At 63.7% G+C, this 24,074-nt stretch carries 21 protein-coding genes and 2 tRNA genes; 9 read left to right on the top strand and 14 right to left on the bottom strand.

The features are described from left to right. Positions 1-6: 6 nt before the first annotated feature. Complete coding sequence (locus tag J3454_RS06070) at positions 7-162, bottom strand: hypothetical protein (RefSeq protein WP_349512842.1); 156 nt, start codon at positions 160-162, stop codon at positions 7-9. Between the two features lie 203 nt (positions 163-365). Between J3454_RS06070 and J3454_RS06065 the strand changes: the two genes are divergently transcribed. Beyond that, a complete protein-coding gene (locus J3454_RS06065) occupies positions 366-899 on the top strand; it encodes a J domain-containing protein (RefSeq protein ID WP_349512841.1) in 534 nt (177 codons plus the stop codon). Positions 900-904: 5 nt separating this feature from the next. Here the strand turns inward: J3454_RS06065 and J3454_RS06060 are convergent, their stop codons facing one another. The 8 genes from J3454_RS06060 to J3454_RS06025 form a co-directional block, all read right to left on the bottom strand. Beyond that, positions 905-2,371 carry a metal-dependent hydrolase family protein gene (locus tag J3454_RS06060; RefSeq protein WP_349512840.1) on the bottom strand — a complete coding sequence of 489 codons (1,467 nt, stop codon included), beginning with the start codon at positions 2,369-2,371 and terminating at the stop codon, positions 905-907. 104 nt (positions 2,372-2,475) lie between these two features. Then, positions 2,476-3,264: an SDR family NAD(P)-dependent oxidoreductase gene (locus J3454_RS06055; RefSeq protein WP_349512839.1), complete on the bottom strand. Its 789-nt coding sequence runs from the start codon at positions 3,262-3,264 to the stop codon at positions 2,476-2,478. A 51-nt stretch (positions 3,265-3,315) separates the two neighbouring features. Beyond that, the gene (locus J3454_RS06050) at positions 3,316-4,629 is read right to left on the bottom strand and encodes a cystathionine gamma-synthase family protein (protein WP_349512838.1); all 1,314 of its coding nucleotides are present in this window, start codon (positions 4,627-4,629) and stop codon (positions 3,316-3,318) included. 186 nt (positions 4,630-4,815) lie between these two features. Continuing rightward, positions 4,816-6,276 carry an SLC13 family permease gene (locus J3454_RS06045; RefSeq protein ID WP_349512837.1) on the bottom strand — a complete coding sequence of 487 codons (1,461 nt, stop codon included), beginning with the start codon at positions 6,274-6,276 and terminating at the stop codon, positions 4,816-4,818. A 206-nt stretch (positions 6,277-6,482) separates the two neighbouring features. Continuing rightward, complete coding sequence (gene infC, locus J3454_RS06040; RefSeq protein WP_349512836.1) at positions 6,483-7,001, bottom strand: translation initiation factor IF-3; 519 nt, start codon at positions 6,999-7,001, stop codon at positions 6,483-6,485. 86 nt (positions 7,002-7,087) lie between these two features. Beyond that, entirely contained in the window at positions 7,088-7,807 is a 720-nt protein-coding gene (pdeM, locus tag J3454_RS06035; protein ID WP_349512835.1) for a ligase-associated DNA damage response endonuclease PdeM, read from the bottom strand. Between the two features lie 252 nt (positions 7,808-8,059). Then, on the bottom strand, positions 8,060-8,308 hold the full coding sequence (locus tag J3454_RS06030) for a hypothetical protein (protein WP_349512834.1): 249 nt from the start codon (positions 8,306-8,308) through the stop codon (positions 8,060-8,062). Positions 8,309-8,338: 30 nt separating this feature from the next. Next, positions 8,339-8,405, bottom strand: a tRNA-Arg gene (locus tag J3454_RS06025). Here J3454_RS06025 and J3454_RS06020 point away from each other — a divergent pair. Further along, positions 8,406-8,801, top strand: coding sequence for a coproporphyrinogen III oxidase (locus tag J3454_RS06020; protein ID WP_349512833.1), 396 nt, complete (start codon positions 8,406-8,408; stop codon positions 8,799-8,801). Between the two features lie 8 nt (positions 8,802-8,809). Here J3454_RS06020 and J3454_RS06015 read toward each other — a convergent pair whose 3' ends face one another. Together J3454_RS06015 and J3454_RS06010 are read right to left on the bottom strand one after the other, a co-directional pair. Continuing rightward, positions 8,810-9,625 carry a hypothetical protein gene (locus tag J3454_RS06015; RefSeq protein ID WP_349512832.1) on the bottom strand — a complete coding sequence of 272 codons (816 nt, stop codon included), beginning with the start codon at positions 9,623-9,625 and terminating at the stop codon, positions 8,810-8,812. A gap of 86 nt (positions 9,626-9,711) precedes the next feature. Further along, positions 9,712-10,686 carry a glycoside hydrolase family 16 protein gene (locus J3454_RS06010; protein ID WP_349512831.1) on the bottom strand — a complete coding sequence of 325 codons (975 nt, stop codon included), beginning with the start codon at positions 10,684-10,686 and terminating at the stop codon, positions 9,712-9,714. 120 nt (positions 10,687-10,806) lie between these two features. Here J3454_RS06010 and J3454_RS06005 point away from each other — a divergent pair, with 120 nt between their 5' ends. Together J3454_RS06005 and J3454_RS06000 are read left to right on the top strand one after the other, a co-directional pair. Continuing rightward, positions 10,807-12,897, top strand: a complete 2,091-nt coding sequence (locus J3454_RS06005) for a RelA/SpoT family protein (RefSeq protein ID WP_349513149.1) — start codon at positions 10,807-10,809, stop codon at positions 12,895-12,897. Between the two features lie 3 nt (positions 12,898-12,900). Then, a complete protein-coding gene (locus J3454_RS06000; protein ID WP_349512830.1) occupies positions 12,901-13,260 on the top strand; it encodes a VOC family protein in 360 nt (119 codons plus the stop codon). A 12-nt stretch (positions 13,261-13,272) separates the two neighbouring features. Here J3454_RS06000 and J3454_RS05995 read toward each other — a convergent pair whose 3' ends face one another. Continuing rightward, positions 13,273-13,788: a CBS domain-containing protein gene (locus J3454_RS05995; protein ID WP_349512829.1), complete on the bottom strand. Its 516-nt coding sequence runs from the start codon at positions 13,786-13,788 to the stop codon at positions 13,273-13,275. 96 nt (positions 13,789-13,884) lie between these two features. Further along, positions 13,885-14,883, bottom strand: a complete 999-nt coding sequence (locus J3454_RS05990) for a peptidylprolyl isomerase (protein WP_349512828.1) — start codon at positions 14,881-14,883, stop codon at positions 13,885-13,887. Between the two features lie 428 nt (positions 14,884-15,311). Between J3454_RS05990 and J3454_RS05985 the strand changes: the two genes are divergently transcribed. Next, a tRNA-Ser gene (locus tag J3454_RS05985) sits at positions 15,312-15,402 on the top strand. A 397-nt stretch (positions 15,403-15,799) separates the two neighbouring features. Here J3454_RS05985 and J3454_RS05980 read toward each other — a convergent pair. After that, positions 15,800-16,015: a hypothetical protein gene (locus J3454_RS05980; protein WP_349512827.1), complete on the bottom strand. Its 216-nt coding sequence runs from the start codon at positions 16,013-16,015 to the stop codon at positions 15,800-15,802. Between the two features lie 237 nt (positions 16,016-16,252). Here J3454_RS05980 and J3454_RS05975 point away from each other — a divergent pair, with 237 nt between their 5' ends. From J3454_RS05975 to J3454_RS05960, 4 genes are all read left to right on the top strand, one after another. Beyond that, entirely contained in the window at positions 16,253-17,245 is a 993-nt protein-coding gene (locus J3454_RS05975; RefSeq protein ID WP_349512826.1) for a hypothetical protein, read from the top strand. 34 nt (positions 17,246-17,279) lie between these two features. After that, positions 17,280-17,771: a hypothetical protein gene (locus tag J3454_RS05970; protein ID WP_349512825.1), complete on the top strand. Its 492-nt coding sequence runs from the start codon at positions 17,280-17,282 to the stop codon at positions 17,769-17,771. Positions 17,772-17,841: 70 nt separating this feature from the next. Next, positions 17,842-18,915, top strand: a complete 1,074-nt coding sequence (locus J3454_RS05965) for a hypothetical protein (RefSeq protein ID WP_349512824.1) — start codon at positions 17,842-17,844, stop codon at positions 18,913-18,915. Positions 18,916-19,040: 125 nt separating this feature from the next. Continuing rightward, the gene (locus J3454_RS05960) at positions 19,041-24,074 is read left to right on the top strand and encodes a hypothetical protein (protein ID WP_349512823.1); all 5,034 of its coding nucleotides are present in this window, start codon (positions 19,041-19,043) and stop codon (positions 24,072-24,074) included.

Below are 24,074 nucleotides of genomic sequence, written 5' to 3'. Positions count from 1 at the left end.
CAATAATCAGCCCTGAAGCAGGCCGGGTGCAAGCTCGGCCTGCGCCGCATAGGGCGCAGCCGGCGGTTCGGCACTCGCAAGATCGCGTGCGCCGGTAACGATGCACAGGCCAGCCAGCGCGAGCACCGAGAACAGGCTGGAGAGGGTCAATTGCTGGCTCATGGTCCTGTTCTTTCCGTGCGATGGGGGGCAATCCCGCTGCATCAGTGATCTATCGCAATGCAACATTTCACATTGCAACTGGTTCCCGTGATCGCATCGCTTTGCTTTATTCGCCACCTCCCCTAGATTGATCGCCTGATGCCATCGACCAACGACATTCGCGGCCCGCGCGCCGCCCGCAGCCTTGCCGCCGGACCGCGCGCATGAGCCGCGCCAAGCGTTCGCTCGACTGGGGGTTCCCGCGCTGGCGCGCCTATGGCTCCTCGCAAGAAGCCGTGAACGTGCGCATCTGCGACCGGCACGGCTGCGATGAACCCGGCAATTGCCCCGCCCCCAAAGCCCCGAACAGCCGCGACCGGTGGTATTTCTGCCAGAAGCACGCCGCCGAATACAATTCGAAATGGGACTACTTCGAAGGGCTGGACAAGGCCGAGACGCAGGAACGCGCCCGCGCCGAGCAGGCCGAGAACGCGGGCTACGCCGAGGCGGCGCATTATGGCTGGGCCGGATCGGGCGACGGCTCGCGCAGTGTCGACGAAATGCGCGCGCTTGAAGTGCTGGGGCTGGAAGCGGACGCGGATTTCGCGGCGGTCAAGAAAGCCTACCGCGCCCGTGCCAAGGAAGTGCATCCCGATGTTAAGCCGGGCGATGCGGAGGCTGCCAAGCAGTTCCAGCTGATCCAGACCAGCTACGAAGTCCTGCGTGCCGCCGAAGAGCGCCGCGAGTGGCGGGGTTAAGCAGGCTAAAGCGCCTCCTTGAAAACCCGACCACCTTTCATCACCAGCTTGAGGTTGGCATCGGGGGCGCCGAGGAAGTCGAGGCTGGTCGCCGGATCGCCGTCCCATACCAGAATATCGGCCAGCGCCCCCGGTTCGATCACGCCCAGCTTGCCCCGATAAGGCGCGCGTTCGCCCGACATCGCCAGCAGTTCGCCCGCCGCCCCGGTCGCCATTTTAAGCGCGTCGAACGGCGACATGAAGCGGGTGAGCTTTGCCAATTGCCGCCCCTGGCTGCGCGACCCGCCGGGGTTCATCAGGATATCGGTGCCGAACGCCATCTTCACGCCCTCGGCCCGCCCCTGTTCGAAGGCGCGCACGGTGCCGACCGAAACCTGCTCCTGCTTGGCGATCTGCACAGGATCGGTCTTGGGATTGGAATCCTCGTCGGCGAGGAACGGCTGGATCGACCACCACACGCCTTCTTCGCGGATCATGCGGATGGTTTCGAGATCGGCGAGTTGGCCGTGCTCGATCGACTTCACGCCCGCTCTCAGTGCTCGCTGGATGCCGTCCGAGGTGTAGACATGGCTGCAAACGTAAGTGCCCCAGTCCGCCGCCGCACGCACGGCTGCGCGCATTTCTTCTTCAAGGAATTGCGCGGTGTCGAGCGGATCGTAGAGCGAGGAAACCCCGCCGCCCGCCATGATCTTGATCTGGCTCGCGCCTTTCATCAATTGTTCGCGGGTGCGGCGCAGCACTTCGGCCTCGCCATCGGCGATCGCGGCGACGCCGGTGCGTTCGGTGTAGTCGGCCGGATCGCTGTCCATCCGGGGCAGGGTGTTGAGAAAGCGGAAATCGCCATGGCCCGAGGTCTGCGAGATCATCGCGCCGCTCGGGAAGATGCGCGGCCCCGGCAGCACGCCGCGATCCACCGCCATCTTCAGACCGAACGCCGGGCCGCCGGTGTCGCGCACGGTGGTGAAGCCGCGCATCAGCGTTGCGCCCGCTTCCTGTCCGGCGATCAGATGCACGAGCGCAATGTCCTGCGTCAGCGCGGCGATCTGGCTGACGCTGACCAGCGTCGCGTGCCAGTGGCAGTCGATCAGGCCGGGCGTGACGCTGCGCCCGCCGCAATCGATCCGCTCCGCATCCTGCGGCCCGCTTCCGGCGCCGACGATGGCGCTGATCGTTCCGCCTTCGACCACGATCTCGCGCCCGCTATGCATCTTGGGGCTGTTGCCGTCGAAAAAGGCGAGGTTGGTGAGCACGGTGGGCCGACCCGGCGTTTGCGCGCGGGCATAGGAGGGAGCGAGGCCGAAGCCCGCGAACATGCCGAGCACCGCTGCGCTGCCGCCCAGCGCCTCTCGCCGAGAAATGTCGGATTCAATCCGGGCGAAGGCAGCCTGCGTTTTGGGCGATCCGCACAGGCAGGGATTGACCCACGCGGCCTGTGGCTCCGCAGCGTCGTGCCCGCAACATTCCAGACCCATCGTGCATCCCCTCCGATCGCCAAATGGCATGCGAGCGATATCAGAAAATCGCCTTGAAACCTAACCGCTTGGTCCGGCGCGGGCCGGGCGAAGGGTGGAAGCTACTAATCCGGGTTGTCGTTCCACCACGCCACGTCGGTCCATGGACGCACATCCACCTCTTGGCTCCAGCAATTGCGTGGCTGGTGGGCAAGGTGCCAGTAGGTTTCGGCCAAAGCCGCCGGATCGATGATGCCGTCGGCGCCTTTGGCCTGCTTGAAGCCATCGAACTTGTCGCCCAGTAGTTTGCCGAGCGTGTCGGGCGCATCGACCGCACCATCGACCACGACATGCGCGACATGGACGCCTTGCGGGGCGAATTCGGCATTGAGGGTCTGGCACAGCATCCGCCGCCCGCCCATCGCTGCCGCGTGGCTGTGCTGCCCGGCATTGCCGCGCATTGCTGCTGTCGATGACGTGACCAGCAGTGCGCCCGGCGTGCCGCGCTTTGCCCGCTCCGTCATCGCCGGAAACAGCGCGTGGGCAAGCCGGAACACCCCATAGGTGCCGAGCCGCCAACCCAGTTCGAATGTGCGATGCGGGGTGTCGGGCAGGGCGCGGGTCCCGATCTGCGCGCCGAGATTGTAGAGCGCGCAAGCGATCGGGCCGATGTCGGCCTCGGTGCGCGCCACCAGTTCCTCGATCGTCCCGTCCTCGGCAGCGTTGAGCAGGGTACCGCTGGCGCTGCCGCCCGCCGCCTCGATGGTATCGACCAGCCGCGCAAGGCCGTCCCCATCGCTCCGGCGCGCCAGTACCGCGTGATAGCCCCCCGCAGCAAAGCGCAAAGCGGCATTCCCCCCGATCCCGGCGCCTGCGCCAAGCACCAGGAATACGGGTTTGCGGCTGTCGGTCATGGCTGGTTCTCCCCTCGCACTGCGCGTGATCTAGCAGGCGGGGGAGAAAACTCACACGTGTTCGAGCGCTTGCGCAAAATCGGCGATCAGATCGTCGGCATCCTCGATCCCGATGCTGATGCGCACCAGATTGTCACTTATGCCCAGCATGGTCTTGCGTGCGTGCGGAACCGAAAGGTGGGTCATGCTCGCCGGGTGGCTCGCCAGCGTCTCCGTCCCGCCGAGGCTGACGGCCAGCTTGGCGATGGTGAGGTTGTCGAGGAACGCGAAACTCTCCGCCTCGCCGCCCTTGATGAACAGGCTGAAGGTGCTGCCTGCGCCCAGACAGTGGCGATCATAGATGTCCTGCTGGCGCGCATCGGCGATGAAGCCGAGATAGCCCAATCCCTCGACCTTGGGGTGATCGCGCAGGAAGGCACACACCTTCGCGGCATTCTCGCCCGCACGCTGCATCCTGAGTTCGACCGTCTCCAGCGAACGCAGCAGCATCCAGGCGGTGTTGGGGTCGACGATTCCGCCCATGGTGTTACGCAGCGCGCGCACCGGGTCCATCCACCGTTTCGCCCCGGCAATGCTGCCCGCGACAAGATCGGAATGGCCGCCGACATATTTGGTAAGCGAATAGGCGACGATATCCGCGCCATGCTCCAGTGGGCGCTGCCACAGCGGGCCAAGGAAGGTGTTGTCGATGGCAATTGGAGTGCCTGCGAGAGCCGAGTCGCGCGCGTCCCTCACCGCCTCGATATCGACCAGCGCGTTGGTCGGATTGGCGGGGCTTTCGAGGTAGATCATCGCCACCTTGCCGCCCTGTGCGTCGGCCTGCCCCTTGGCCTTCGCCAACACCGTATCGAGTTCCTCGCGCGTCGCACCGGCGGGGAAATCGACATAGGTGATGCCGAACCGGCTCAGCACCTTGGCGACGAAGCCTTCGGATGCCGCATAAAGCGGGCCGGAATGGACGATCACGTCGTTCTGGCTGCAATAGGCCATCATCAGGACGCAGATCGCGGTCATCCCGCTGCTGAATGTCAGCGCGTCCTCCGCCCCGTCCCACACCGCGAGCCGATCTTCGAGGATCTCCTGGTTCGGCCCGTTGAAGCGCGAATAGACGAGGCCTTCCGCGCCGCCTTCGCGCAGGCCGGTGATGCCTTCGAAATGGCGCTTGCCTGCCGCCGCGCTTTCGAAAGCGAAGGTGCTGGTGAGGAAGATCGGGGCTTTCAGCGATCCTTCGGACAGGACCGGATCATAGCCGTGGCCCATCATCAGCGTGGACGGCTTCAGCGGGCGCCCTCCGATTGCGCGCTTGGCGGGTTTGGGTTTGCGGCGCGGGGTGGGGGTATCAACAGCGTCGACGGCGTCAGGCATGGGCCGTGTCCTTCCTTTGCTCACGCTCCCAGGAAGGCGGGAGCTTGTCACGGCCAGCAGGGCGCCCGTTCCTAACCTCCGCAGGAACGCCTCTCCGCTGCTGCCGCGTTGCTGGTCGGGAGGTATCGTGCCGACGGGTGGCTTGCAAGCTGGGCAGGCCGAGTTTCAGACAGGCAGATTGCCGGTTCAGACGAGCGACGCGATGCCCCACACCGCGCCGACGATCAGGAACACCCCCGCCACATCGAGCAGCGCGCCCGCCGTTACCATGCGCCCGATCCTGATCCGCCCGGTTGACCATGCGATGGCATTGGGACCGGTGCCGGCGGGCAGCATGAAGCCCCAGCTTGCCGCCAGTGCAGCCGGTAGCGCCAGCAGCACCGGATCGGCTCCCAGCGCCACCACCAGCGCCGCGACCACGGGAATGATGCCGGTCGCCGTCGCCACGTTGCTGGCGAATTCGGTGACGAGAATCACCAGCGCGGTCACCGCGAGTGCGACCAGCAGCAGCGGCCAGTATGCGAGCGGCAGCAGCGCCTCTCCCAGCCAATCGGTCAGGCCCGATCCCTGCATTCCTCCCGCCAGTGCGAGTCCGCCGCCGAACATGAAGATCACGCTCCACGGTGCAGCTTTCGCCTCGTCCCACACCAGCAGGCTACGACCCGCCCCGTCCGGGATGAGGAACAGCGACAGCGCGGCAAGGGTGGCGATCGATCCGTCCGTCCACGCCCCGGGCGGCAACAGCGGCGCGAGCAGCGGCTGCGTGACCCAGCCGGCAAAGGTCAGGGCGACCAGCACCGCCAGCCGCTGTTCGGCAGCGCTCCACCGTGCGGGCGCGGCGATGGCCGCACGCGCAGCGGCAAGATCGAAAGGATGTGCGGCGATTCCCTGCACCCGGCCAATGATCCACGCCGCCAGCGGCACCCCCACCAGCACCACAGGGATGCCGTATAGCGACCACTGGGCAAAGCTGATCCGCACGCCCGCAATGGTGTCCAACAGTCCCACAGCAATCGCATTGGTGGGCGATCCGACAATGGTGCCCAGGCCGCCGATGCTGGCGGCAAATGCGATCCCCATCGGCAGTGCGCCATTGATGCCTTCTTGTTGCCCTACCGCTTCGCTGCTTGAGGGCGGGCCTTGTTGCCCTACCGCCCCGCTGCTTGAGGGCGGGCTACCACCCTTCAGCACGGCGAGCGCCATCGGCATCATGATCAGCGCGGTGGAGGTGTTGGAGATCAGCATCGACAGCAGCGCCGCAGCGATCATGAAGGCCAGCAGCAACCTTCCGGGGCCGCCATTGCCGCCGACCACGCGCAAGATCGCGAGGCTCAGGCGGCGGTGTAACCCGGTGCGTTCGATCGCCAGCGCAACGAAAGCGCCGCCCAGCAGCAGGAACAGGATCGGCGAAAAATAATCGCTCGCCGTCGTATCGGCGGTGGCGACTCCGGTCAGCGGCAAGACAAGGAACGGCAGCATTGCTGTCACCGCCATCGGCACCGCCTCGGTCATCCACCAGGCGGCCATCCACACCACCAGCCCGGCGACCAGCCACGCGCCCGGCGGCATCGCGGCAGGTGGCGGGACCAGCATTGTCAGGGCAAACGCCAGCGGGCCGAGTGCAAGGCCGATGGCGCGCGCGTTCATGGCTGGCAGGCTCCCCTCGTTTTCCCCACCGGGGCCTAACAGGGCGATGGGTGCCGCGGCAAGTCCCGCCGCCGGACGAGCCTATTCATTCGCCGCCAAACGTGCGGCATTGACCATCCCCAGACGCGCGACGACACCCTTTGTGACGAACGCCGGGGCAGCTTTGCTGCGCTGCCCCTGACACATTCCAGACGCTTTGCAGCGCGTTATTTCGGGGATAATACCATCAGCATCTGCCGACCTTCGAGCCTTGGAAAAGCTTCGACCTTGGCGATTTCGGCAACATCGTCCTGCACCTTCTTGAGCAGGTCCATGCCGAGATGCTGGTGCGCCATTTCGCGCCCGCGGAAACGCAGGGTGATCTTCACCTTGTCGCCATTGTCGATGAATTTCGTGACGTTGCGCATCTTCACGTCATAATCATGCGTGTCGATGTTGGGACGCATCTTCACTTCCTTGATGTCCTGCGTCTTCTGCGTCTTGCGCGCCAGATTGGCTTTCTTCTGCGCTTCGTAACGGAATTTGCCGACATCGAGGAACTTGCACACCGGCGGGTCCGCATTGGGGGACACTTCGACGAGGTTCAGACCCTTTTCATTGGCCTGCTCAATCGCTTCGCGGGTGAACATCACGCCAAGGTTTTCGCCTTCGTCATCGATGACGCGGACCTTGGGGACATTGATCATGTTATCAAACCGAGGGCCGCTTTTTACGGGCGGGGCCATCGAGCGCCGGGGTGGACGTGATATGGGGTGTTCTCCTGTGGTTGCTTACGTGCTGCGCGCTCCATAGTGCGAAACGCGGGCGAGCGCTAGGTGGAGTCTTGCGCCGCCGCGCGCCACAGCGGAAAGCGTGCAATCTGACCCCGCGCAGGCATCAGTGCCTCGATCCGGTGGACGGGTTGCAGCGCGGCGCAGATTTCCGGCGCGCCGGCATCCATCCCGCCGGTCAGCGTGCCGAAGGCGGGCAGAATCATCCGCTCGGCGCCGGCGGCGCTGCGGCCCATAACGGCACAAGGGCGGGCGATGTGACGGTTCCTGACATTCACTCTGAGCTTGGGATGATAATGCCCGGACAATTCCGGCACGGTCTCTCCGGCGCGGGCTTCGTGGCGCAGGGTGATCCCGCCGACCTCCAGTTCAGGCACAATCGTCCCGCCGAACCCGCGCGGGAGTTCCTCGTCATGGTTGCCGGTGATCCACACCCAGTCGAGCGCGCGGGTCAGCGCCTCGAGCATCCCGATGCAATGGGCGTCCAGCCGCAGCGCGCCCGCGTCATCGTGGAAATTGTCCCCCAGCGTGATCACCCGCCGCGCACCCGTGATCCGTACCGCATCGGCCAGCCGTTCCAGCGTGTCGCGGCTGTCATAGGGGGGCAGCATCTGACCGCGCTGCGCATACCAACTGGCTTTTTCCAGATGGAGATCGGCCACCAGCAGCGCACGTTCCGCAGGCCAGTAAAGCGCACGCCCCTGACCCAGCAGCATTTCATGCCCGGCGAACGGGAAGGGGGCGAACATAGCGGGAACCATGCGCCTTCCTTTGCTGGCTTTATGCGCGCCTGCAACAAAAACCATTCATGCTGGCCTTGTCGAAGCCTTGCCTTTTCTTCTAACCCGTTCGTTGGAGAGAAGGACAATCCTTCGACAGGTTTAGGGTGAACGGGGATTTATGGATTGGTCTGACAAGACGGCGCGCGCGCGGACATGGTTTGAATCCCTGCGCGATTCGATCTGCGCAGAATTCGAGAGTATCGAGCGCGAGGCGGGGTCGGACGCCAGCTTTCAATACACGCCTTGGAGCCGCGAGGAGGAAGGCAACGCCGATCCCGGCGGCGGGGTGCAGGGCTTGATGAAGGGCAAGGTGTTCGAGAAGGTCGGGGTCAATGTCTCGACCGTGCGTGGCAGCTTTGCCAAGGAATTCGCAGGCAGCATCAACGGCGCCAGCGCCGATGCGCCCGGCTTCGTCGCCACCGGCATCAGTCTGGTCGCGCACATGACCAACCCGCACACGCCTGCGGTACACATGAACACCCGCTTCCTGACCACGACCAAGGCATGGTTCGGCGGCGGGGCGGATTTGAACCCGCCGATCCCCTTCGAAGAGGATACCGAGCAGTTCCACGCCGCCATGCGCGCCGCCTGCATGGGCCACAACCCGACCTATTACGAACGCTACAGGAAATGGGCGGACGAATATTTCTACATCCCCCACCGCGAGGTGCACCGCGGAGTTGGCGGGATATTCTACGACCATCTCGAATGTGCCGATGATGCCGCCTTTGACCGTCACCTCGCCTTCACGCAGGATGTCGGCAAGGCCTTCCTCGACGTGTTTCCGGAGTTGGTGCGAAAGCGGATGGGCAGCGACTTCACGCCGGAAGACGAGGCACGCCAGCTCGAATACCGGGGGCGCTATGCCGAATTCAACCTCGTCTACGACCGCGGCACGATCTTCGGCCTGAAGACCGGCGGCAATATCGACGCGATCCTGATGAGCCTGCCGCCGCGGGCCACCTGGAGCTGAGGCAGCATTTAGCTGTTCGGCTCGATACCTGGCTTGGGTAATCCAAACATGCGGATTATCATCCGGTTTGGATCAGGTGGAGGACCGGTCTCGAGGCTTTCGGGAAGCGGAGTAATGGGCGAATAAAATTTCTCTATCAGGGGCTTTTCTGCGTAGTCGAGGAGGGTTTCCTGTCCCTTGCGACGCACGGAGATCTCGACGATCCCGTTGCTCCATGCCTTGCGCCCTTGCTCCCGGTTCAACGCCTCCAAGTCGCGACGGATCATGAGGGCGTCATCGGGCAGACCGACATCAATGTCCCGCGTGCCGACTTCTCGCAAGCATGGCGAAAGCTCGATATAGCGGGTCGAGTAGGCCGGATTGTCAGAGAGGATGTTCTGTAGATAGCTGGCGGCTGTTGCCCGGCATTCTGGTGAAATCGGTCGGATCGGGACGGTGGCTGAGCCGAGAATGAATAAGCCGTTGTATCGGCTCTGGGCGCTGCGGATCTCTTCAACGTAGCCGAGCACCATGTAAGCTTTTAGCGCTCCCGTTGTCTCTCCGCCGAGGACAATGGCGGTTCGGGGATAATCAGCGGGAAGAGCGTGGCGCTTTAATTGGGCGATCTCGTGCTTGCGGTCAGCGTAGCTCCATTCTGCGCTTAAACTCGACCACCAAAAGATTAAGAATGGGAGGGCGGCGACAACCGTTCCGGCGATTGTCATCCGCAGATTGCGCCGCCGTTTCCCAAAGACCGCCAGAATTATACCACTCAGCATGACAGTCGCAATCCCCACCGCGACGAGGGCGAGATACGTGTCAAAGATTAGTTTGTAACCGTCCAAGTGAACCGCTCCTGCCCTTCACGCTGCGAGATTAGGGAAAGGCGGTAAAGGCGGTGCTAACGAAGTCGATGGATATTCTCTTGTTTTCATGCGACAAAATTGGCGGCATACTGATGGGTATGGCGTGCCGCGCCACTTGGTGATAAGCCAGCCGAAGAGCCTACTTGTCCGCCAGCGGCGCGTAAGCCCGCACCCAGTCGACATACATCGCGACCTCGCCGGCCTTGATTCGGTCCACCGTGGCTTGCGGCAGGCCCTTGTAAGGCTGTGCGATCCCGCTGGTCTTGAAGGGATAGATCCCGCCCAGCGCGAAGTTCAGGATCAGGTGCTTGGGCGTGTCGAACCGCCATTGGCCGTAGAAATCGATCATCGGGGCGCGTGGCGCGGTAAACCAGCTTGCCATCGAGCTCGAACAGAATCGCGTCCTTCGTCCACTCGACTCCATAAGTGTGCCAATCGGTCGCGTCCGGGCCCTCTGCGAAGAAATGCTTGTTCACCATCGGCGTCTCGCCCGAATAGCCCGGACCGTGCAGGGCCACGCCGATCCAGTCGGTTTCGCCGACATATTCCATGATGTCGATCTCGCCCGTATCGGGCCAGCGGCCATCGCCCAGCATCCAGAACGCGGGCCACACGCCCTCGTCGGCAGGCAGCTTGATCCGCGCCTCGATGCGGCCATAGGTGAAGTCGGCCTTCCCGAGTGAATTGATCCGACCCGAGATGAAGTCGGCCTTGCGGTCCTCGCGGGTATCCACGCCGGGCCGGTAGACCGGGCGCAGCACCAGAACGCCGCCATCGGCGCCTGCGACATCGGATGCAAACCGGATCGTGTCGGGGCTGTCGAGATAGGCCTGCTGTTCCTCGTTGACCCAGAAATCCATGCCGACAATGTTCCACTTTTCGCGGTTGAGCGTGCCGGCATCGAACTCGTCAGCGAATACCAGCGGGCGTGCTTCGGCACTTGCGACCACGGCGTCGCCTCTCGTGTCGGCGGCAATCGAGGCTGTCGGCACGACCAGTGCGGCGGCGAGCAGGGCCAGCCTGACGGGGGCAGTTTTCATGCAATTCTCTCCCGGATTTCATTTTCCGAAATAGCATGGCTGACCGGGATGGCCACACCGGCGCGTGCATCCTGCGATAATCCTTGCCCCGCTTTGCTGCGGCGCACATATTCATTGGCGATGCTCCGCCAATACGAACTCGTCGAGAAGGTTCTCGAATACGATCCGCATGCCGACGAGGCGATGCTGAATCGCGCCTATGTCTACACCGTGCAGAAGCACGGCACGCAAAAGCGCGCCAGCGGCGATCCCTATTTCAGCCACCCGGTCGAAGTCGCCGGGTTGATGACCGATCTGAAGCTTGATCAGTCGACCATCATCACCGCGCTGCTGCACGATACGGTGGAAGATACGCTCGCCACCATCGAGGATATCGAGGCGCATTTCGGCCCCGAAGTCGCGCGGCTGGTCGACGGGGTGACGAAACTCTCGAAAATCGAGACCATGCCCGAGAACGAGCGCGCGGCGGAAAACCTGCGCAAGTTCCTGCTCGCCATGTCGGAAGATATCCGCGTGCTGCTGGTCAAGCTGGCCGACCGGCTGCACAACATGCGCACGCTGCATTTCATCAAGTCGCCCGAAAAGCGCCAGCGGATCGCGCGCGAGACGATGGATATCTACGCGCCCTTGGCCGAGCGGGTGGGGATGTACGAATATATGCGCGAAATGCAGGCGCTGGCGTTCCGCGAGTTGGAGCCGGAAGGCTATGCCACCATCGAGACCCGGCTAGAGCAGCTGCGCAGTCAGGATGGCGGGCAGGTCGATGACATCGCCCTGAAGGTCAAGCAGCGGCTTGCCGAAGCCGGCCTCAGGGTCGAGGTTTCGGGCCGCGAAAAGCACCCCTTCTCGATATGGCACAAGATGGCCGAACGCCATGTCAGCTTCGAACAGGTGACCGACATCATGGCCTTCCGCGTCCTGACCGACAGCGAGGAGGATTGCTACCGCGCGCTCGGCATCCTGCACACGACGTGGCAATTCCTGCCGGGCAAGTTCAAGGACTATATCTCGACGCCGAAAACCAACGGCTATCGCAGCTTGCACACGTCATTGATGTACGAAAACTCGATGCGGGTCGAAGTCCAGATCCGTACGCGCGAGATGCATCGGCGCAATGAATTCGGCCTCGCCGCGCACTGGGCCTACAAGCAATCGGACAAGGCCGACGGGCAGGTGGGCTGGCTGCGCGACCTGATTGAGATTGTCGAACAGAGCCACGATGCCGAGGAACTGCTCGAACATACGCGGCTGGCGATCTATCAGGACAGGATCTTCGCCTTCACCCCCAAGGGCGCACTGTTCCAACTGCCCAAGGGCGCGACCGCGGTCGATTTCGCCTTTGCCGTGCACACCGATCTGGGCCTCGCCTGCGTCGGAGCGAAGATCAACGGGCGGCATATGCCGCTGCGCACGCCGCTGACCAACGGGGACGTGGTCGAGATCATCAAGAACCCCGGCGCCGCGCCGCAGTTGTCATGGCTGGCTTTCGTCGTCACCGGCAAGGCGCGCGCCGCGATCCGTCGGGCAGTGCGGTTGAAAGAACGTGACGAGGTCGCCGCAATCGGATCGAAACTGTTCGATGAAATCGCCGCCCGCGTGCCCGCCCGGATCGGCAAGAAGGCGATCCGCAGCGCGCTGCAGCGGCTCGGGATGGATGAACCCGAAGACCTGATGTACGCCATCGGCGCTGCCAAACTGACCGACCGCGAGGTTATGGAGGCGCTGGTTCCCGGCTGCACCGCCGGGATCGAGGATGACGAACACTGGACCCGGCGCGAACGCGCGATCTCCGTCCGCGGCCTCACACCCGGCGTTGCCTTCGATCTCGCCACCTGCTGCCATCCGGTGCCCGGCGACCGCATCGTCGGCATTCGCCGCAAGGGCGAAACCGTGCTGGTTCACGCCATCGACTGCCTCGAACTGGCGAGCGGGGTGGATAATGACTGGATCGACCTTGCCTGGGGCAGCCGTTCGGTCGGCGCGCTGGGGCAATTGTCGGTAACGCTGTACGACCGCCCCGGTACGCTGGCGGAAATGGCGGGCATATTTGCCCAGAACAAAGCCAACGTGACCAGTCTGGTGCAAACCCATCTCGATCACCCCTTCACCACCTACGATATCGAGATCGAGGTGCAGGACGTGGCGCACCTCAACCGGATTTTGTCGGCACTGCGCGCCAGCGATGCGGTGGCACAGGCGGATCGGCAGTAGCATATGGCGATCATCGGTCTGGATCATGTGCAAGTGGCAATCCCGCACGGCGGCGAGGATCGGGCGCGGGCGTTTTACGCCGGTCTGCTGGGAATGCAGGAGGTCGCCAAGCCCGCTCAGCTATCGCCGAGCGGTTGCTGGTTCACGGGCGGATCGTGCAACCTCCATCTTGGCGTGGAGCAGGACTTTGCCCCGGCGCGCAAGGCCCATCCGGCGCTGTTGGTCGATGACCTGACGAGCTTGCGCGAGCGGCTGGAGACGGCGGGTTTTCCCACGCGCGACGACACGTCGATCGATGGCTATGCGCGGTTCTTCACGCAGGATCCGTTCGGCAATCGCATCGAGCTGATGCAGAAGCTCTAACCGGTCGCCGGATCAGGTGAACGCCAGCAGCAGAGCGATCAGGACGACCGAATACGCCGCGATCCCGCCGGCAATCGCGATCGGATTGAACGCCGGGGCCAGTGTCGCCTGTGCCATCTGGGTCAGCTGGCTGAGCATTTGCGGCCAGGTGTAGGCGACGAAATCGCCCTGGCTCATCACCGCGATCAGGCGCTTGTCCTTGTCCACGATCGGCAGGCGGCGGAACCGTTCGTTGCTCATCACCTGCAACCAGCCGAGCACATCGTCATCCTCGCGCGCCATGCGGATATCGGTGGTCATCACCGCGCTGACCGGCGTGGTCTGCGGATCGCGGCTATCGCCGATCACCCGGCGGAAGATGTCTCGCTCCGTCATCACGCCAAGGATGCAATTGTCGGCATCGGTGATGAAGATCGAGCCGAAATTCTTGTTCGCCATCTGCGTCACCGCGTCGAATACGGTGGTTTCCGGCGGGCAGGTGAGCGGCGGAGCCTTGCTGTGGAATTCCTTGCGATCACCGATCTTCATGTCGTGTCCTCCCCTTGGAGTGAGTGGTGCAGGGATACGAACGTACGTGAAAGATGCGGGTTCCGTAAGGGAAAAGGTGACCGGAAGGCAGTCGCGCTATTCTGCCCGCCGCACCGGCACACGAATGTTGCAGATATCCGCGCCGCCGGCGGGCACGATGAAGAAGGGATCGCGGCGGTTGGCGATGGCTTCGGCATAGGTCGCGAAGGTGGTGCTTTCGGTCGAGAGATATTCGAACGCGGGTTGCTCGGAAGCGGCGAGGTCACTCGCCACCCGTACCGACAGGATAGGCGTGCGCTTGGCGGCTTCCTCGGCGGTGTAGAATCCCAGCGCGCCCGACCCGCGCGGCAGGCTGGAGAGGTGCTGCATCCCCTCGATCACCCGTCCGACCAGCGCGATGTTGCGATCAAGATGGCGCGGCGCATGGCCGATCACGGTATAAAGCTCGGCGCCGGAGCCGGTGTCCGGCGAATAGTTCCGCCCCACGCCGACCATGCCGTAGCAATGGACGGGCCACATTCCTTGCATGCTGTCCTGATTGACTTGCCATCCATCCCAAAAGGCAGCTTGGCCCAAGGCGTCTCGTGCGACGAGATTGGCGAGTAGCCTTTCGCTGATGCCATTACACATGGCTGGGTCTATTACGTCCGGACCGCAGGGCACGCCTTGGCTCCGGCTCGCGACATACTCCGCCTCCTCCATCACCTTCAGCCCCTCGGGCAGCGGCTTCGGCTCTCCTGCCGCTTCGGGGTTGTCGTAATTGGGATCGCCCCACTGAGTGACGTAATTGTCCTGCACCCGGTTGACCGAAATCCCGTCATACCAGCCCGACCGCGCAAACAGCCGGATGTTGTGCACCCAGCCTTGCGAAAACGGCGCGGGCATCAACTGGATCACCACCTGTCGCGGCTTGCCCTCCGCATCCGGCGCGAGGGTCATCACCAGCAGGTCCTCTGCCGGGATCGCCATCCAGTCGCCGGCTGGTGCGGCAGCCACGATTTCCGAAGGTGCGGGCGCTCCCTTCGGCTCTTCCTGAGCGGATGCAGGCAACGAAAGGGCGAGGGCAGCCGAAACGGCGAGGAGTGCTTTGTTCATGCAGGCATAGTGCCAGCGAACCAAAGCCATAGCCAGATTGAAAGTGTTGGCTCGGCCCGCAGGGGCGCAAGGGCGACAGCCCGCCGCGCCTTATGGCGCGAAAGCCAAGGGCGCGGACGCGCCCGCCGGCGTTTGAGGCGAAACAAAAGGCGCCAATCAAAAACCCCTTTCCACGCGTTTTGGAGGGCGGAAAGGGGTTCTTGAGGCAGCGTTCGCAGGGAATGCCGGATCCGCGCAGCGCCATGCCACGGCGACTCCTTTACCACGATCGCGCACCCCGGCCAATCCTCCGCTCGAACACCGCCTTGCGGAACCACGCATTCGCCGCTATCGGCGCGTGCTTGCCCTGACAGGCGCTCAAGCAGCGAAGCGGCAGCGCGCCAGATCGGCGCTCAAGCAGCGAAGCGATAGCGCGCCAAGGAGCATGCGGAGCAGTGGCCGAGTGGTCGAAGGCGCACGCCTGGAAAGTGTGTATACGTCACAAGCGTATCGTGGGTTCGAATCCCACCTGCTCCGCCAACCACCCCCAGCACTAGTCTCTGATTTCAGGGACCTGGCGTAAGCCCGCGGAACAGGCTCGCTTTCGCAGGCCAAACCGTAACGGTCGCATCATTCTTGCCGTCTCTGCAACGCTATCAGGGAGCATTTTGGCGGCCGGTCTCTGGCCGACCCTGCGTCGATTCGGTTTGCCTGTTAAACAGGGAAGAACAGGGAAAAAAGTGAATTTGATGGCTAAATCAGGCCAGTTTAGGCGAGGCGCTCGAGAAACGGTCTGAGAATATCGCGGGTTTTTAGTATTCTGAGCGGCGAGAACGGGGTTATCCTGTTAATCGCCCGAACAGGGCATTGAGATACCCGGAACAGGGAGCTCAATTGACCATATCAGGGTCTTTGTTCGCCATAACAGGCGTTCTCGCTATTGCCGGAATCGCAGCAATTCGCACTGCTGCGACCAGCTCAGCGGCAGCTCGATGTTTTTGATTGTTTCCAGGTTGAGATGCTGCGGCTGGCGTCCATCAAGGATCGCCTGCTGGATGTCGGGAGCCAGGAATGCAAGCCGCAGAATATTGCGGTCGTAAGGCGACGTTGGCGCTGCCCTTATCATTGGCAGCCCGCGTTCTGTGTCGAGCATAGCATGCGCCTTGCGCAGTGCCGTAATCGAAACCCGGTCCGGCTGCGGCGGCCGGACCTGTGGTGGGATCACCAAACGACGGCTACCACGTGCCGGGAAGATACCCGCCTTACCTCGCTAGCGAATTCAGCCGGTGCAACCAACCGGTCGTATCTGGGAAATCCCACGAACGGCTGACCGGGCTCCCAAATTGTTAGCTAACGAAATACTAACCATCTGCCCGTAATTCCTCGGGGCATGATTACAGATATTCGCCTCAACACCTCGTTATCCATTCTCCTCGGGTCTGCGCTGCTCGGTGGAGTGGCTGCGCCTGCGCCTGTATTTGCAGAAGGCGTGACAGCCGGCACGCTGATCGAGAATGTCGCGGTCGCCAGCTATGATGATGGCGGGACCGCGCGCACGGTCAATTCCAACACCGTTATCGTGCGAGTGGACGAATTGCTCGACGTGACGCTTACCTCACTCGATCCCGGCCCGATTACCGGACGTCCGGGAAGGGCGGTTTTTGCATTCGAACTGATCAACCAAGGCAACGGCCCCGAGGCATTCCGCTTGGTCGCCGACACGGCAGTTGCGGGCAATGACTTCGACGCCTCCTTTCAAGCCATTGCCATAGATAGCAACGGTAACGGCACCTATGAGGAGGGGGTCGACGAAATCCTCGCTAGCCCACAGACGACCACCGTCCTGACGCCCGACGCCATGTTGACGGTGTTCGTGCTGGTGGTCGTACCCGATGGCGCGGGCGATACGCAGACCAGCACGGTCGCTCTTTCTGCCGAAGCGGTGACCGGTAGCGGTTCGCCCGGCACAGCCTTCGATGCCGCAGGAGTTGATGGCGGCGACGCGATTGTCGGCACCACTGGTGCGCTTGCGACCGCCCGCGGATCACTGATCAATTCTGTCGTTAACGTCGCGCTGGTCAAGTCTGTAACCTTGCGTGATCCTTTTGGCGGCACGAGTGCCGTTCCCGGCGCCATCGCGACCTTCGCGATCGAGGCGCAGGTCACCGGTACCGGCACAATCGACGATTTGATCGTCACCGACGCCATTCCTGCAGGCACCACCTACGCACCCGGCACACTGGCGCTTGACGCCAACCCGCTGAGCGACACCGCCGACGGTGACGTCGGCACTGCGTCCGATACTGCCGGAATCGCAGTCAATCTCGGCAATGTCGACGCCGAGGCCCGTCATACCATCACCTTCGAAGTCGTGATTGACTGAACATTTTGAAAAATCGGAAGATAGGGGCTTTGCAATGAATTCGATCAAGAAACTGATGCTCGCGATGGTTGCTGCGACCGCGCTGGCGACGCCCGCAATGCCGCTCGCGGCGCAGACCGCGACCAGCCCGGTATCGCTCTCCGGAGACGTGAAGGCCGTCAAAGTCGTCAACGATGCCGACGGCAAGGAGCGCACCGAACTGGTTGAGCCGGGCACGATCATTCCCGGCGACCGCCTGATATTCGGCACCGATTACGCCAACACCGGCGCAGAGGCAGTGACCAACTTTACCGTCACCAACCCGCTGCCCGCCGCAGTCCGGCTCTCGCCTGACGCCGATCCGGCGCTGGAAGTGTCGGTCGACGGGGGCAAGACCTGGGGCGGACTCGGCGCACTGACGGTCACCGGTTCCGACGGAGCCGCGCGTCCAGCCACCCATGCCGACGTGACCCACGTCCGCTGGGTGTTGGAGAGCATCGCGCCCGGCGCGACCGGCCGGCTTACCTATCCAGCTATCATCCGCTGACCGGCGGACGATAATCGCCACCTCCTGCGGGCGGAAACCATCACGCGGGGCAACACACAGGACCAGACCAATGAGAACCACCAAGCAGTTGCTGGGTGCGGTGAGCGCGCTTGCGCTTGTCGCAATGTCCAGCGCACCTGCGTTGGCCGCAGGGACCAGCGCAGGCGATACCATAACCAACAATGTCTCCGTCAGCTTCGATGTCGGGGGCGTGGCGCAGAATGCCGCGACGGCGAGCGACATCTTCACGGTTGACGCTCGAATTAACGTGACCGTCGCCTCGAACGACACCGGCAATGTCACTGCGACGCCGGGCGGCACTCAGAACGTGCTGTCGTTTGATGTCGCCAACCTGTCAAACGAGACCGTCGACTTCGATCTGACGGCATCATATCAGGGTGGCACCGGAGCGGACGCAAACATTGATGAAGAGAATGCACTGTTCTTCGTTGATGGTGGCGACGGCATCTACAATTTCGGTCAGGCTGGATCTGACGATGTTCAGGTCACTTTCCTCGACGAAATGGCCGAAGACGAAATCCGCACGGTGTTCGTCGTTTCAACGATTACCACCGCTGCAGTTAACGGCCAGACTTTCCAGATAGCCCTGACGGCGGATGCGCATCAGGCGGGCGCTACTGGCCTTGGAGCCGAGCTCGAGGCGACTAATGGTGTCAATAATGTCAACGTGATCGACTTCGTGCTCGCTGACGGTACCGGCGTCGGGGGTGCTGAAGACGGGAATAACGAAGGTGACTTTGCGGCTATCGGCACGCTCGAAGTCGCTGGCGCGGTGGTGACCGTCGCCAAGTCGAGCCGTCTTATCAGCGATCCTGTCAACGGAACGACAAACCCGAAGGCGATTCCGGGGGCGACGGTCGAATACTGCATCACCGTAGCGAATGCTGCGGGCGCTGCGACTGCGACTGATGTCGACGTGACCGACGATCTGCCGTTCGATGTCACCTATGAGCCGAGCTTCGGCATTTTCGTCAACGGCGATGAACTCTGCACCAATGGCGCGGCCGGCGGATCCTTCGAAGAAGGGAACGGGCCTGGGGGCGCGGACCAAGTGCTCGGCGATCTCCTCGACGTCGAAGCTGGTCAGACCCGCTCGCTCTACTTCCGTGTCGTGATCGACTGATCCTGATCCAGACGTAGATCTTGCGTGTGTTTCCATCCTTGCGGCATTTGGCAGCGGCACTCCTTGCAGTGCTGCTGCCATTCGTCGTGCCGCAGGAGGGGAGCAGCGCGCAAACGAATGCTGGCGTGTCGGTCCGTACCATTACCAACATCGCCGAAGCCACGTGGGATTCTGACGGTTCGCGCCGAGGGATTTCCAGCAATCCGGTGCAGTTCGACGTCAGCACCCTCCCGCTACAGCCGCCCGCCATCCGGGTGTTCCGCCGTGCACCGGCTACGGGCACCGAACTGGTGTATCGGCAGCCGCGCTGTGCGAATGATCCTGCGCCGGTCCAGCTCGGCGGCAACCTCGCCACCGCGAGTGGCAGCCCCGGCGGCGATGCCGTCGCCGCAAGTGCGACCGCAATCGTTCAGCCGACCGAACAGCTGCGCGGCGGGGAGCCGCTCTTCTTCGAAATCACCGCCGTGGAAGCCAATCGCGATCCGAACGCCATCGACAGCCTGACTGTGATACTGACCACCGGCGAAGGCGACCGCGAAACGATGACCTTGTTCGAGACCGCGCCAGACAGCGGCCGGTTTGCCGGGGTCGCCGAAACCCGCCGCATTCCTCCGCCGATGGTGCAGGAAGACTGCCGCCTGAGTGTGGGGCCTGGCTCACTGATCACCGTCAGCGCGCTGCGCCCCGGCAGCGACGATGTTCTGGTGGCGGCGGAAGTCACCGCGCTGGTCGATCCCTTCGGAGTCGTTTTCGACAGCGAAACGGGTGATCCGGTGGACGGCGCTCGTGTGACCCTTATCGACGCTACCACCGGCGCGCCCGCGATGGTGTTTGCTCAGGATGGCACCACCAGCTGGCCTTCAAGCGTCATTTCAGGTCAGCCGATCACAGACGGATCGGGCCGCACCGTGCCGGTCGGCCAGGGCGAGTTCTGGTTTCCGTTGACCACAACGGGAAGCTTGCGTCTTTTGGTCGAGCCGCCCGCGCCCTACACCGCTCCATCCAGCGCCCCGCGCGAGATGCTGGCGCAGATCACCCATCCCGATGGGCGACCGTTCGTGATCCGCGAGGGATCGTTCGGCGATGCCTTCGTGCTCGACAACCCGGTGCCCGTTGCAATCGATATTCCGGTCGACCGGCCGGCGCTTGATCTTGCGCTCGTCAAAACTGCATCGCGCACAACCGCTTCGCCGGGCGACGTGGTGTTCTATGCTGTGACCGTGCGCAATGCCGATGCTGCGCGGGTGAAGCGCGCGGTGACGCTGACCGACGTGCCTTCGCGATGGCTGCGCCTGCGCCGCGACACTATCCGCATCAACGGCGCTGCCGCTCCGCAGACGTTTACGGTCTCGCCCGACGGCCGGGTCTTGACCATCGCGCTGGGGGATCTTGCCGGAGGGGCGTCGGCGCGCGTGACCTATGCCATGACTGTCCGGCCGGATGCCCCTCCGGGCCGCGTGCTCAATGATGCAACCGTGCGCGACGCGCTGGGTCGGCTGTCGCGTGCAAGCGCCGCGGTCGATCTGGTGCGCGACGGGATTGCCGACCGGATGACCATCATTGGCCGCATCACCGCCGGGCCTTGCACCCTTGAGGAATCGCAACGCATTGGAGTTGCTGGTGTTCGGGTCATGCTGGAGGACGGCAGCTTTGCCATCACCGATGCGGCGGGCCGTTACCATTTCGAAGGCGTTGTGCCCGGCACCCACGTGGTTCAGGTCGCCCGCATGACCATGCCCGAAGGCGCGCGCATGATCGATTGTTCGCGTTCGACCCGCAATGCCGGCAGCGCCTCGTCACGCTTCGCGATCGGTCAGGGCGGAAGCCTCGTGGTCGCCGATTTTCACGCGCTCCTGCCCGAAGTTGCGGCGCCCGCAGCGATGGCGCCGTCGCAGGCAGTGCCTGTGGCCGCGCCCGCCGAAGCGAAGGATCCCGCCTCGACCGTGACCGATTACCTTGCGCTCGGTGATGGCGAAGACGGATTTCTTGCTCCGACGGAAGATGCCAACCCGCGTGCGCCCGCAATCCGCGTTGCGATCCGCCACCGCCGCGGACAGAGCGTGGAACTGACCGTAGATGGCAAACCGGTCGATCCACTCGCCTTCGACGGGACGCAAAGCCCCGAGCGCGGCAAATATGCAGTCAGCCAGTGGCGCGGAGTGCCCCTCATCAACGAACGCACCATGATCGAAGCGCGGATCTTCAACAGCTTCGGTGTGGTGACGAAGACCTTTACCCGCGAAGTATTCTTCACACGCGCACCGGCAAAGATCGAGTTCCTGCCCGCCCTGTCCAATCTCGTTGCCGATGGTCGCACCCGCCCCATCGTGGCCATCCGCGTGCTCGACCGGAATGGACGTCCCTTGCGCGAAGGCATTTCGGGCAGCTTCACCATCAATTCGCCCTACCAGAGCGCTGCGCAGATCGACCGGCAGCAGCTCGACCAACTCACCGGCACCGCTCCCGTCGCGGCGCGCTGGGTGGTCGAGGGCGCGGAAGGGCTTGCCCGGATTGAACTCGCTCCGACGATGGTCAGCGGCTCGGTGCGGCTCGCCTTCGCCTTCGACGACGGAGAGATCACCCGCCGCCAGGAGCTTGAGGCGTGGATCGAACCGGGCGATATCGAATGGACCATCATCGGCCTTGCCGAAGGTACCGTGGGCGCCCGCTCAGTGGCCGACAACATGGAACGGGCCGGACAGTTCGATAGCGATTTGGGAGATGATGCGCGCGTCGCGCTTTATGCCAAGGGCCGGGTGCTGGGCAAATACCTGCTCACTCTCGCCTACGACAGCGCCAAGCAGCGCGAGGACAGCCCCGTGCTGGGTGCGATCGACCCGCAGGCTTATTACACCGTGTTCGGCGATGCATCGGCGCGCCAGTTCGACGCCGCCAGCCGCGAAAAGCTGTATGTCCGCATCGAAACCGCGACCTTCTACGCATTGTACGGCGACTTCCAGACCGCCCTCAACCAGACCCGCCTCGCCAATTACAACCGCACCGCGACCGGCGTGAAAGCCGAAGCCCGCGTCGGCCAGATCAAGGCGCAGGGTTTCGCTGCCGAAATCGCCAGCCGGTTCCAACGTCAGGAAATTCAGGGCCAAGGCATTTCCGGCCCCTACAGCCTCGCCAGCCGCCGCATCCTGCCCAATTCCGAACGGGTGACGATCGAAGTTCGCGATCGCTTTCGCCCCGAACTGATCGTCTCGGTCCGCGAACTTAACCGCTTCACCGATTACGACATCGATCTGCTTTCGGGCACAATCAGCTTTGCCGCGCCCGTATTGAGCCGCGACGAGAACCTGAATCCGCAATTCATCGTCATCGAATTCGAGGCCGCCGGGGCTGGCGAGGCCGAACTGAATGCAGGCGTTCGGGCCGACTGGACCAGCGCCGATGGGGCGATCCGGTTCGGCGCAAGCGCAATCAGCGACGCTGGCCTCACGGGCCGCGACGGGCAGGCGCAGCGTACCAATCTCGGCGCGATCGACTTGCTCGCCCGCGTCGGCGACAACACGGAAATTCGTGCTGAATTGGGCGTCAGCCGCCGCGAGGGCGAAGCTGCAACCGGGTGGTTGGTGGAAGCCCAGCACCAGACCGCCAGCCTCGACCTGCTTGCTTATGCGCGCCAGATCGACAGCGACTACGGGGTCGGCCAGCAGAGCGTTGCCGAGCGCGGCCGCCGCAAGCTGGGCGTCGACGGCCGTATGTTGTTAAGCCAGGAACTGAGTTTCGTCGGCAGCCTGTGGCAGGATGATAGCCTCGTCGATCCGACCCGGCGCCGCGCCGCGCAGGGCCAGATCGTGTTGGCTCGGCAGCGCACCGACCTGCGCATCGGCCTCGTCCATTTCGACGACCGCCTTGCCGACGGCAGCAATGCCGCCTCAACCGTGCTGGAAGCGGGCGCGACCCAGCGCTTGTTCGATAACAAGCTTGAACTTTCTGCCGGAACCGCCGTGGCGCTGGGCAAGGCAGAAAGCCTCGATCTGCCGGCCCGCCACCGCTTCGGCGTGCTCTATGCCGTAACGCAGGACGTGCGGATTGTCGGCACCTATGAACTCGCCGACGGCAAGGCTCTCGATACGCGTCAGCTGCGCGGCGGTATCGAGATCGCTCCGTGGCAGGGCGGGCAGGTGGTGACCACGCTGGGCGAAGAAACCATCGGCGAGAACGGCACCCGCAGTTTTGCCGCCTTCGGGCTGTCGCAGACGCTCCAGGTGAGCCCGACTCTGACGATCGACGCCACACTTGACGGCAGCCGCACGCTCGGCGGCAATCCGGGTGCGGGCGGCGTCATAAATCCGGCCCAGCCGCCTGCCAGCGGCGGACAATTGACCGGCGGGTTGCTGTTCGAAGACTTCACCGCCGTCACGTTTGGCGCAGCTTGGCGCAAGGATCGCTGGAGCGTGACCGCCAGAGGAGAACTTCGCGACGGCGAGACTGCGGACCGCAAGGGCCTGCTGGTGGGCGCGATCCGCCAACTCGGCGAAGGCAGTCTGGTCGGATCGGGCGCGACCTGGACGCTGTCCGAGGCCGCTGGCGGGGCCAAGGCGGAAATTCTCGACGCCAGCATCGCCTTCGCGCACCGCCCTGACGGGTCGCCGATCGCCATGCTGGGACGGCTCGAATTCCGCAGTGATCAGATCACCGGCGGCGTTGCCGGCGAGATCGGCGGAGCGGGCGGGGCCGGACGCACCGCGTTGGTGGTTGACGGGGATGCGACCTCGCGCCGTCTGGTCGGTAGCCTCTCGACCAACTTCTCGCCCCGAGGCCAAGAGAACGGCGCGCAGGTGCGCCGCCACGAGGTTTCGCTGTTCCTCGGCGCGCGGCACAATTTCGACCAGTTCGAGGGGACCGAATTCTCGGGCACCTCGGTGCTGGTCGGGGCCGACGGACGCATCGGAATCGGGGAGCGCTTCGAACTTGGCGCTAGCGCCACGGTGCGCAGCAACCTCGACGATAACACCGCCAGCTTTGCCTATGGCCCGACCATCGGCGTGGTACCGGTCAAAGGCATGCTGGTGACGGTGGGCTACAATGTCGAAGGCTTTCGTGACGGCGATTTCAGCGCCGCGCGCAACACCGACAAGGGCGTGTTCGCAGCGGTGCGGATGAGCTTCGATGCCGACAGCTTCAGCTTTCTCGGGCTAGGGCGCTGA

Source organism: Erythrobacter sp. NFXS35 (assembly GCF_040148725.1).
GTDB lineage: Bacteria > Pseudomonadota > Alphaproteobacteria > Sphingomonadales > Sphingomonadaceae > Erythrobacter.
This window is presented reverse-complemented; position numbering and strand designations above follow the sequence as displayed.

Coding starts and splice junctions, on each gene's coding strand:
- J3454_RS06070 (WP_349512842.1), bottom strand. CDS start 162: ATGAGCCAGCAATTGACCCTCTCCAGCCTGTTCTCGGTGCTCGCGCTG.
- J3454_RS06065 (WP_349512841.1), top strand. CDS start 366: ATGAGCCGCGCCAAGCGTTCGCTCGACTGGGGGTTCCCGCGCTGGCGC.
- J3454_RS06060 (WP_349512840.1), bottom strand. CDS start 2,371: ATGGGTCTGGAATGTTGCGGGCACGACGCTGCGGAGCCACAGGCCGCG.
- J3454_RS06055 (WP_349512839.1), bottom strand. CDS start 3,264: ATGACCGACAGCCGCAAACCCGTATTCCTGGTGCTTGGCGCAGGCGCC.
- J3454_RS06050 (WP_349512838.1), bottom strand. CDS start 4,629: ATGCCTGACGCCGTCGACGCTGTTGATACCCCCACCCCGCGCCGCAAA.
- J3454_RS06045 (WP_349512837.1), bottom strand. CDS start 6,276: ATGAACGCGCGCGCCATCGGCCTTGCACTCGGCCCGCTGGCGTTTGCC.
- infC (WP_349512836.1), bottom strand. CDS start 7,001: ATGGCCCCGCCCGTAAAAAGCGGCCCTCGGTTTGATAACATGATCAAT.
- pdeM (WP_349512835.1), bottom strand. CDS start 7,807: ATGGTTCCCGCTATGTTCGCCCCCTTCCCGTTCGCCGGGCATGAAATG.
- J3454_RS06020 (WP_349512833.1), top strand. CDS start 8,406: ATGCGCGCCGCCTGCATGGGCCACAACCCGACCTATTACGAACGCTAC.
- J3454_RS06010 (WP_349512831.1), bottom strand. CDS start 10,686: ATGAAAACTGCCCCCGTCAGGCTGGCCCTGCTCGCCGCCGCACTGGTC.
- J3454_RS06005 (WP_349513149.1), top strand. CDS start 10,807: ATGCTCCGCCAATACGAACTCGTCGAGAAGGTTCTCGAATACGATCCG.
- J3454_RS06000 (WP_349512830.1), top strand. CDS start 12,901: ATGGCGATCATCGGTCTGGATCATGTGCAAGTGGCAATCCCGCACGGC.
- J3454_RS05995 (WP_349512829.1), bottom strand. CDS start 13,788: ATGAAGATCGGTGATCGCAAGGAATTCCACAGCAAGGCTCCGCCGCTC.
- J3454_RS05990 (WP_349512828.1), bottom strand. CDS start 14,883: ATGAACAAAGCACTCCTCGCCGTTTCGGCTGCCCTCGCCCTTTCGTTG.
- J3454_RS05980 (WP_349512827.1), bottom strand. CDS start 16,015: ATGCTCGACACAGAACGCGGGCTGCCAATGATAAGGGCAGCGCCAACG.
- J3454_RS05975 (WP_349512826.1), top strand. CDS start 16,253: ATGATTACAGATATTCGCCTCAACACCTCGTTATCCATTCTCCTCGGG.
- J3454_RS05970 (WP_349512825.1), top strand. CDS start 17,280: ATGAATTCGATCAAGAAACTGATGCTCGCGATGGTTGCTGCGACCGCG.
- J3454_RS05965 (WP_349512824.1), top strand. CDS start 17,842: ATGAGAACCACCAAGCAGTTGCTGGGTGCGGTGAGCGCGCTTGCGCTT.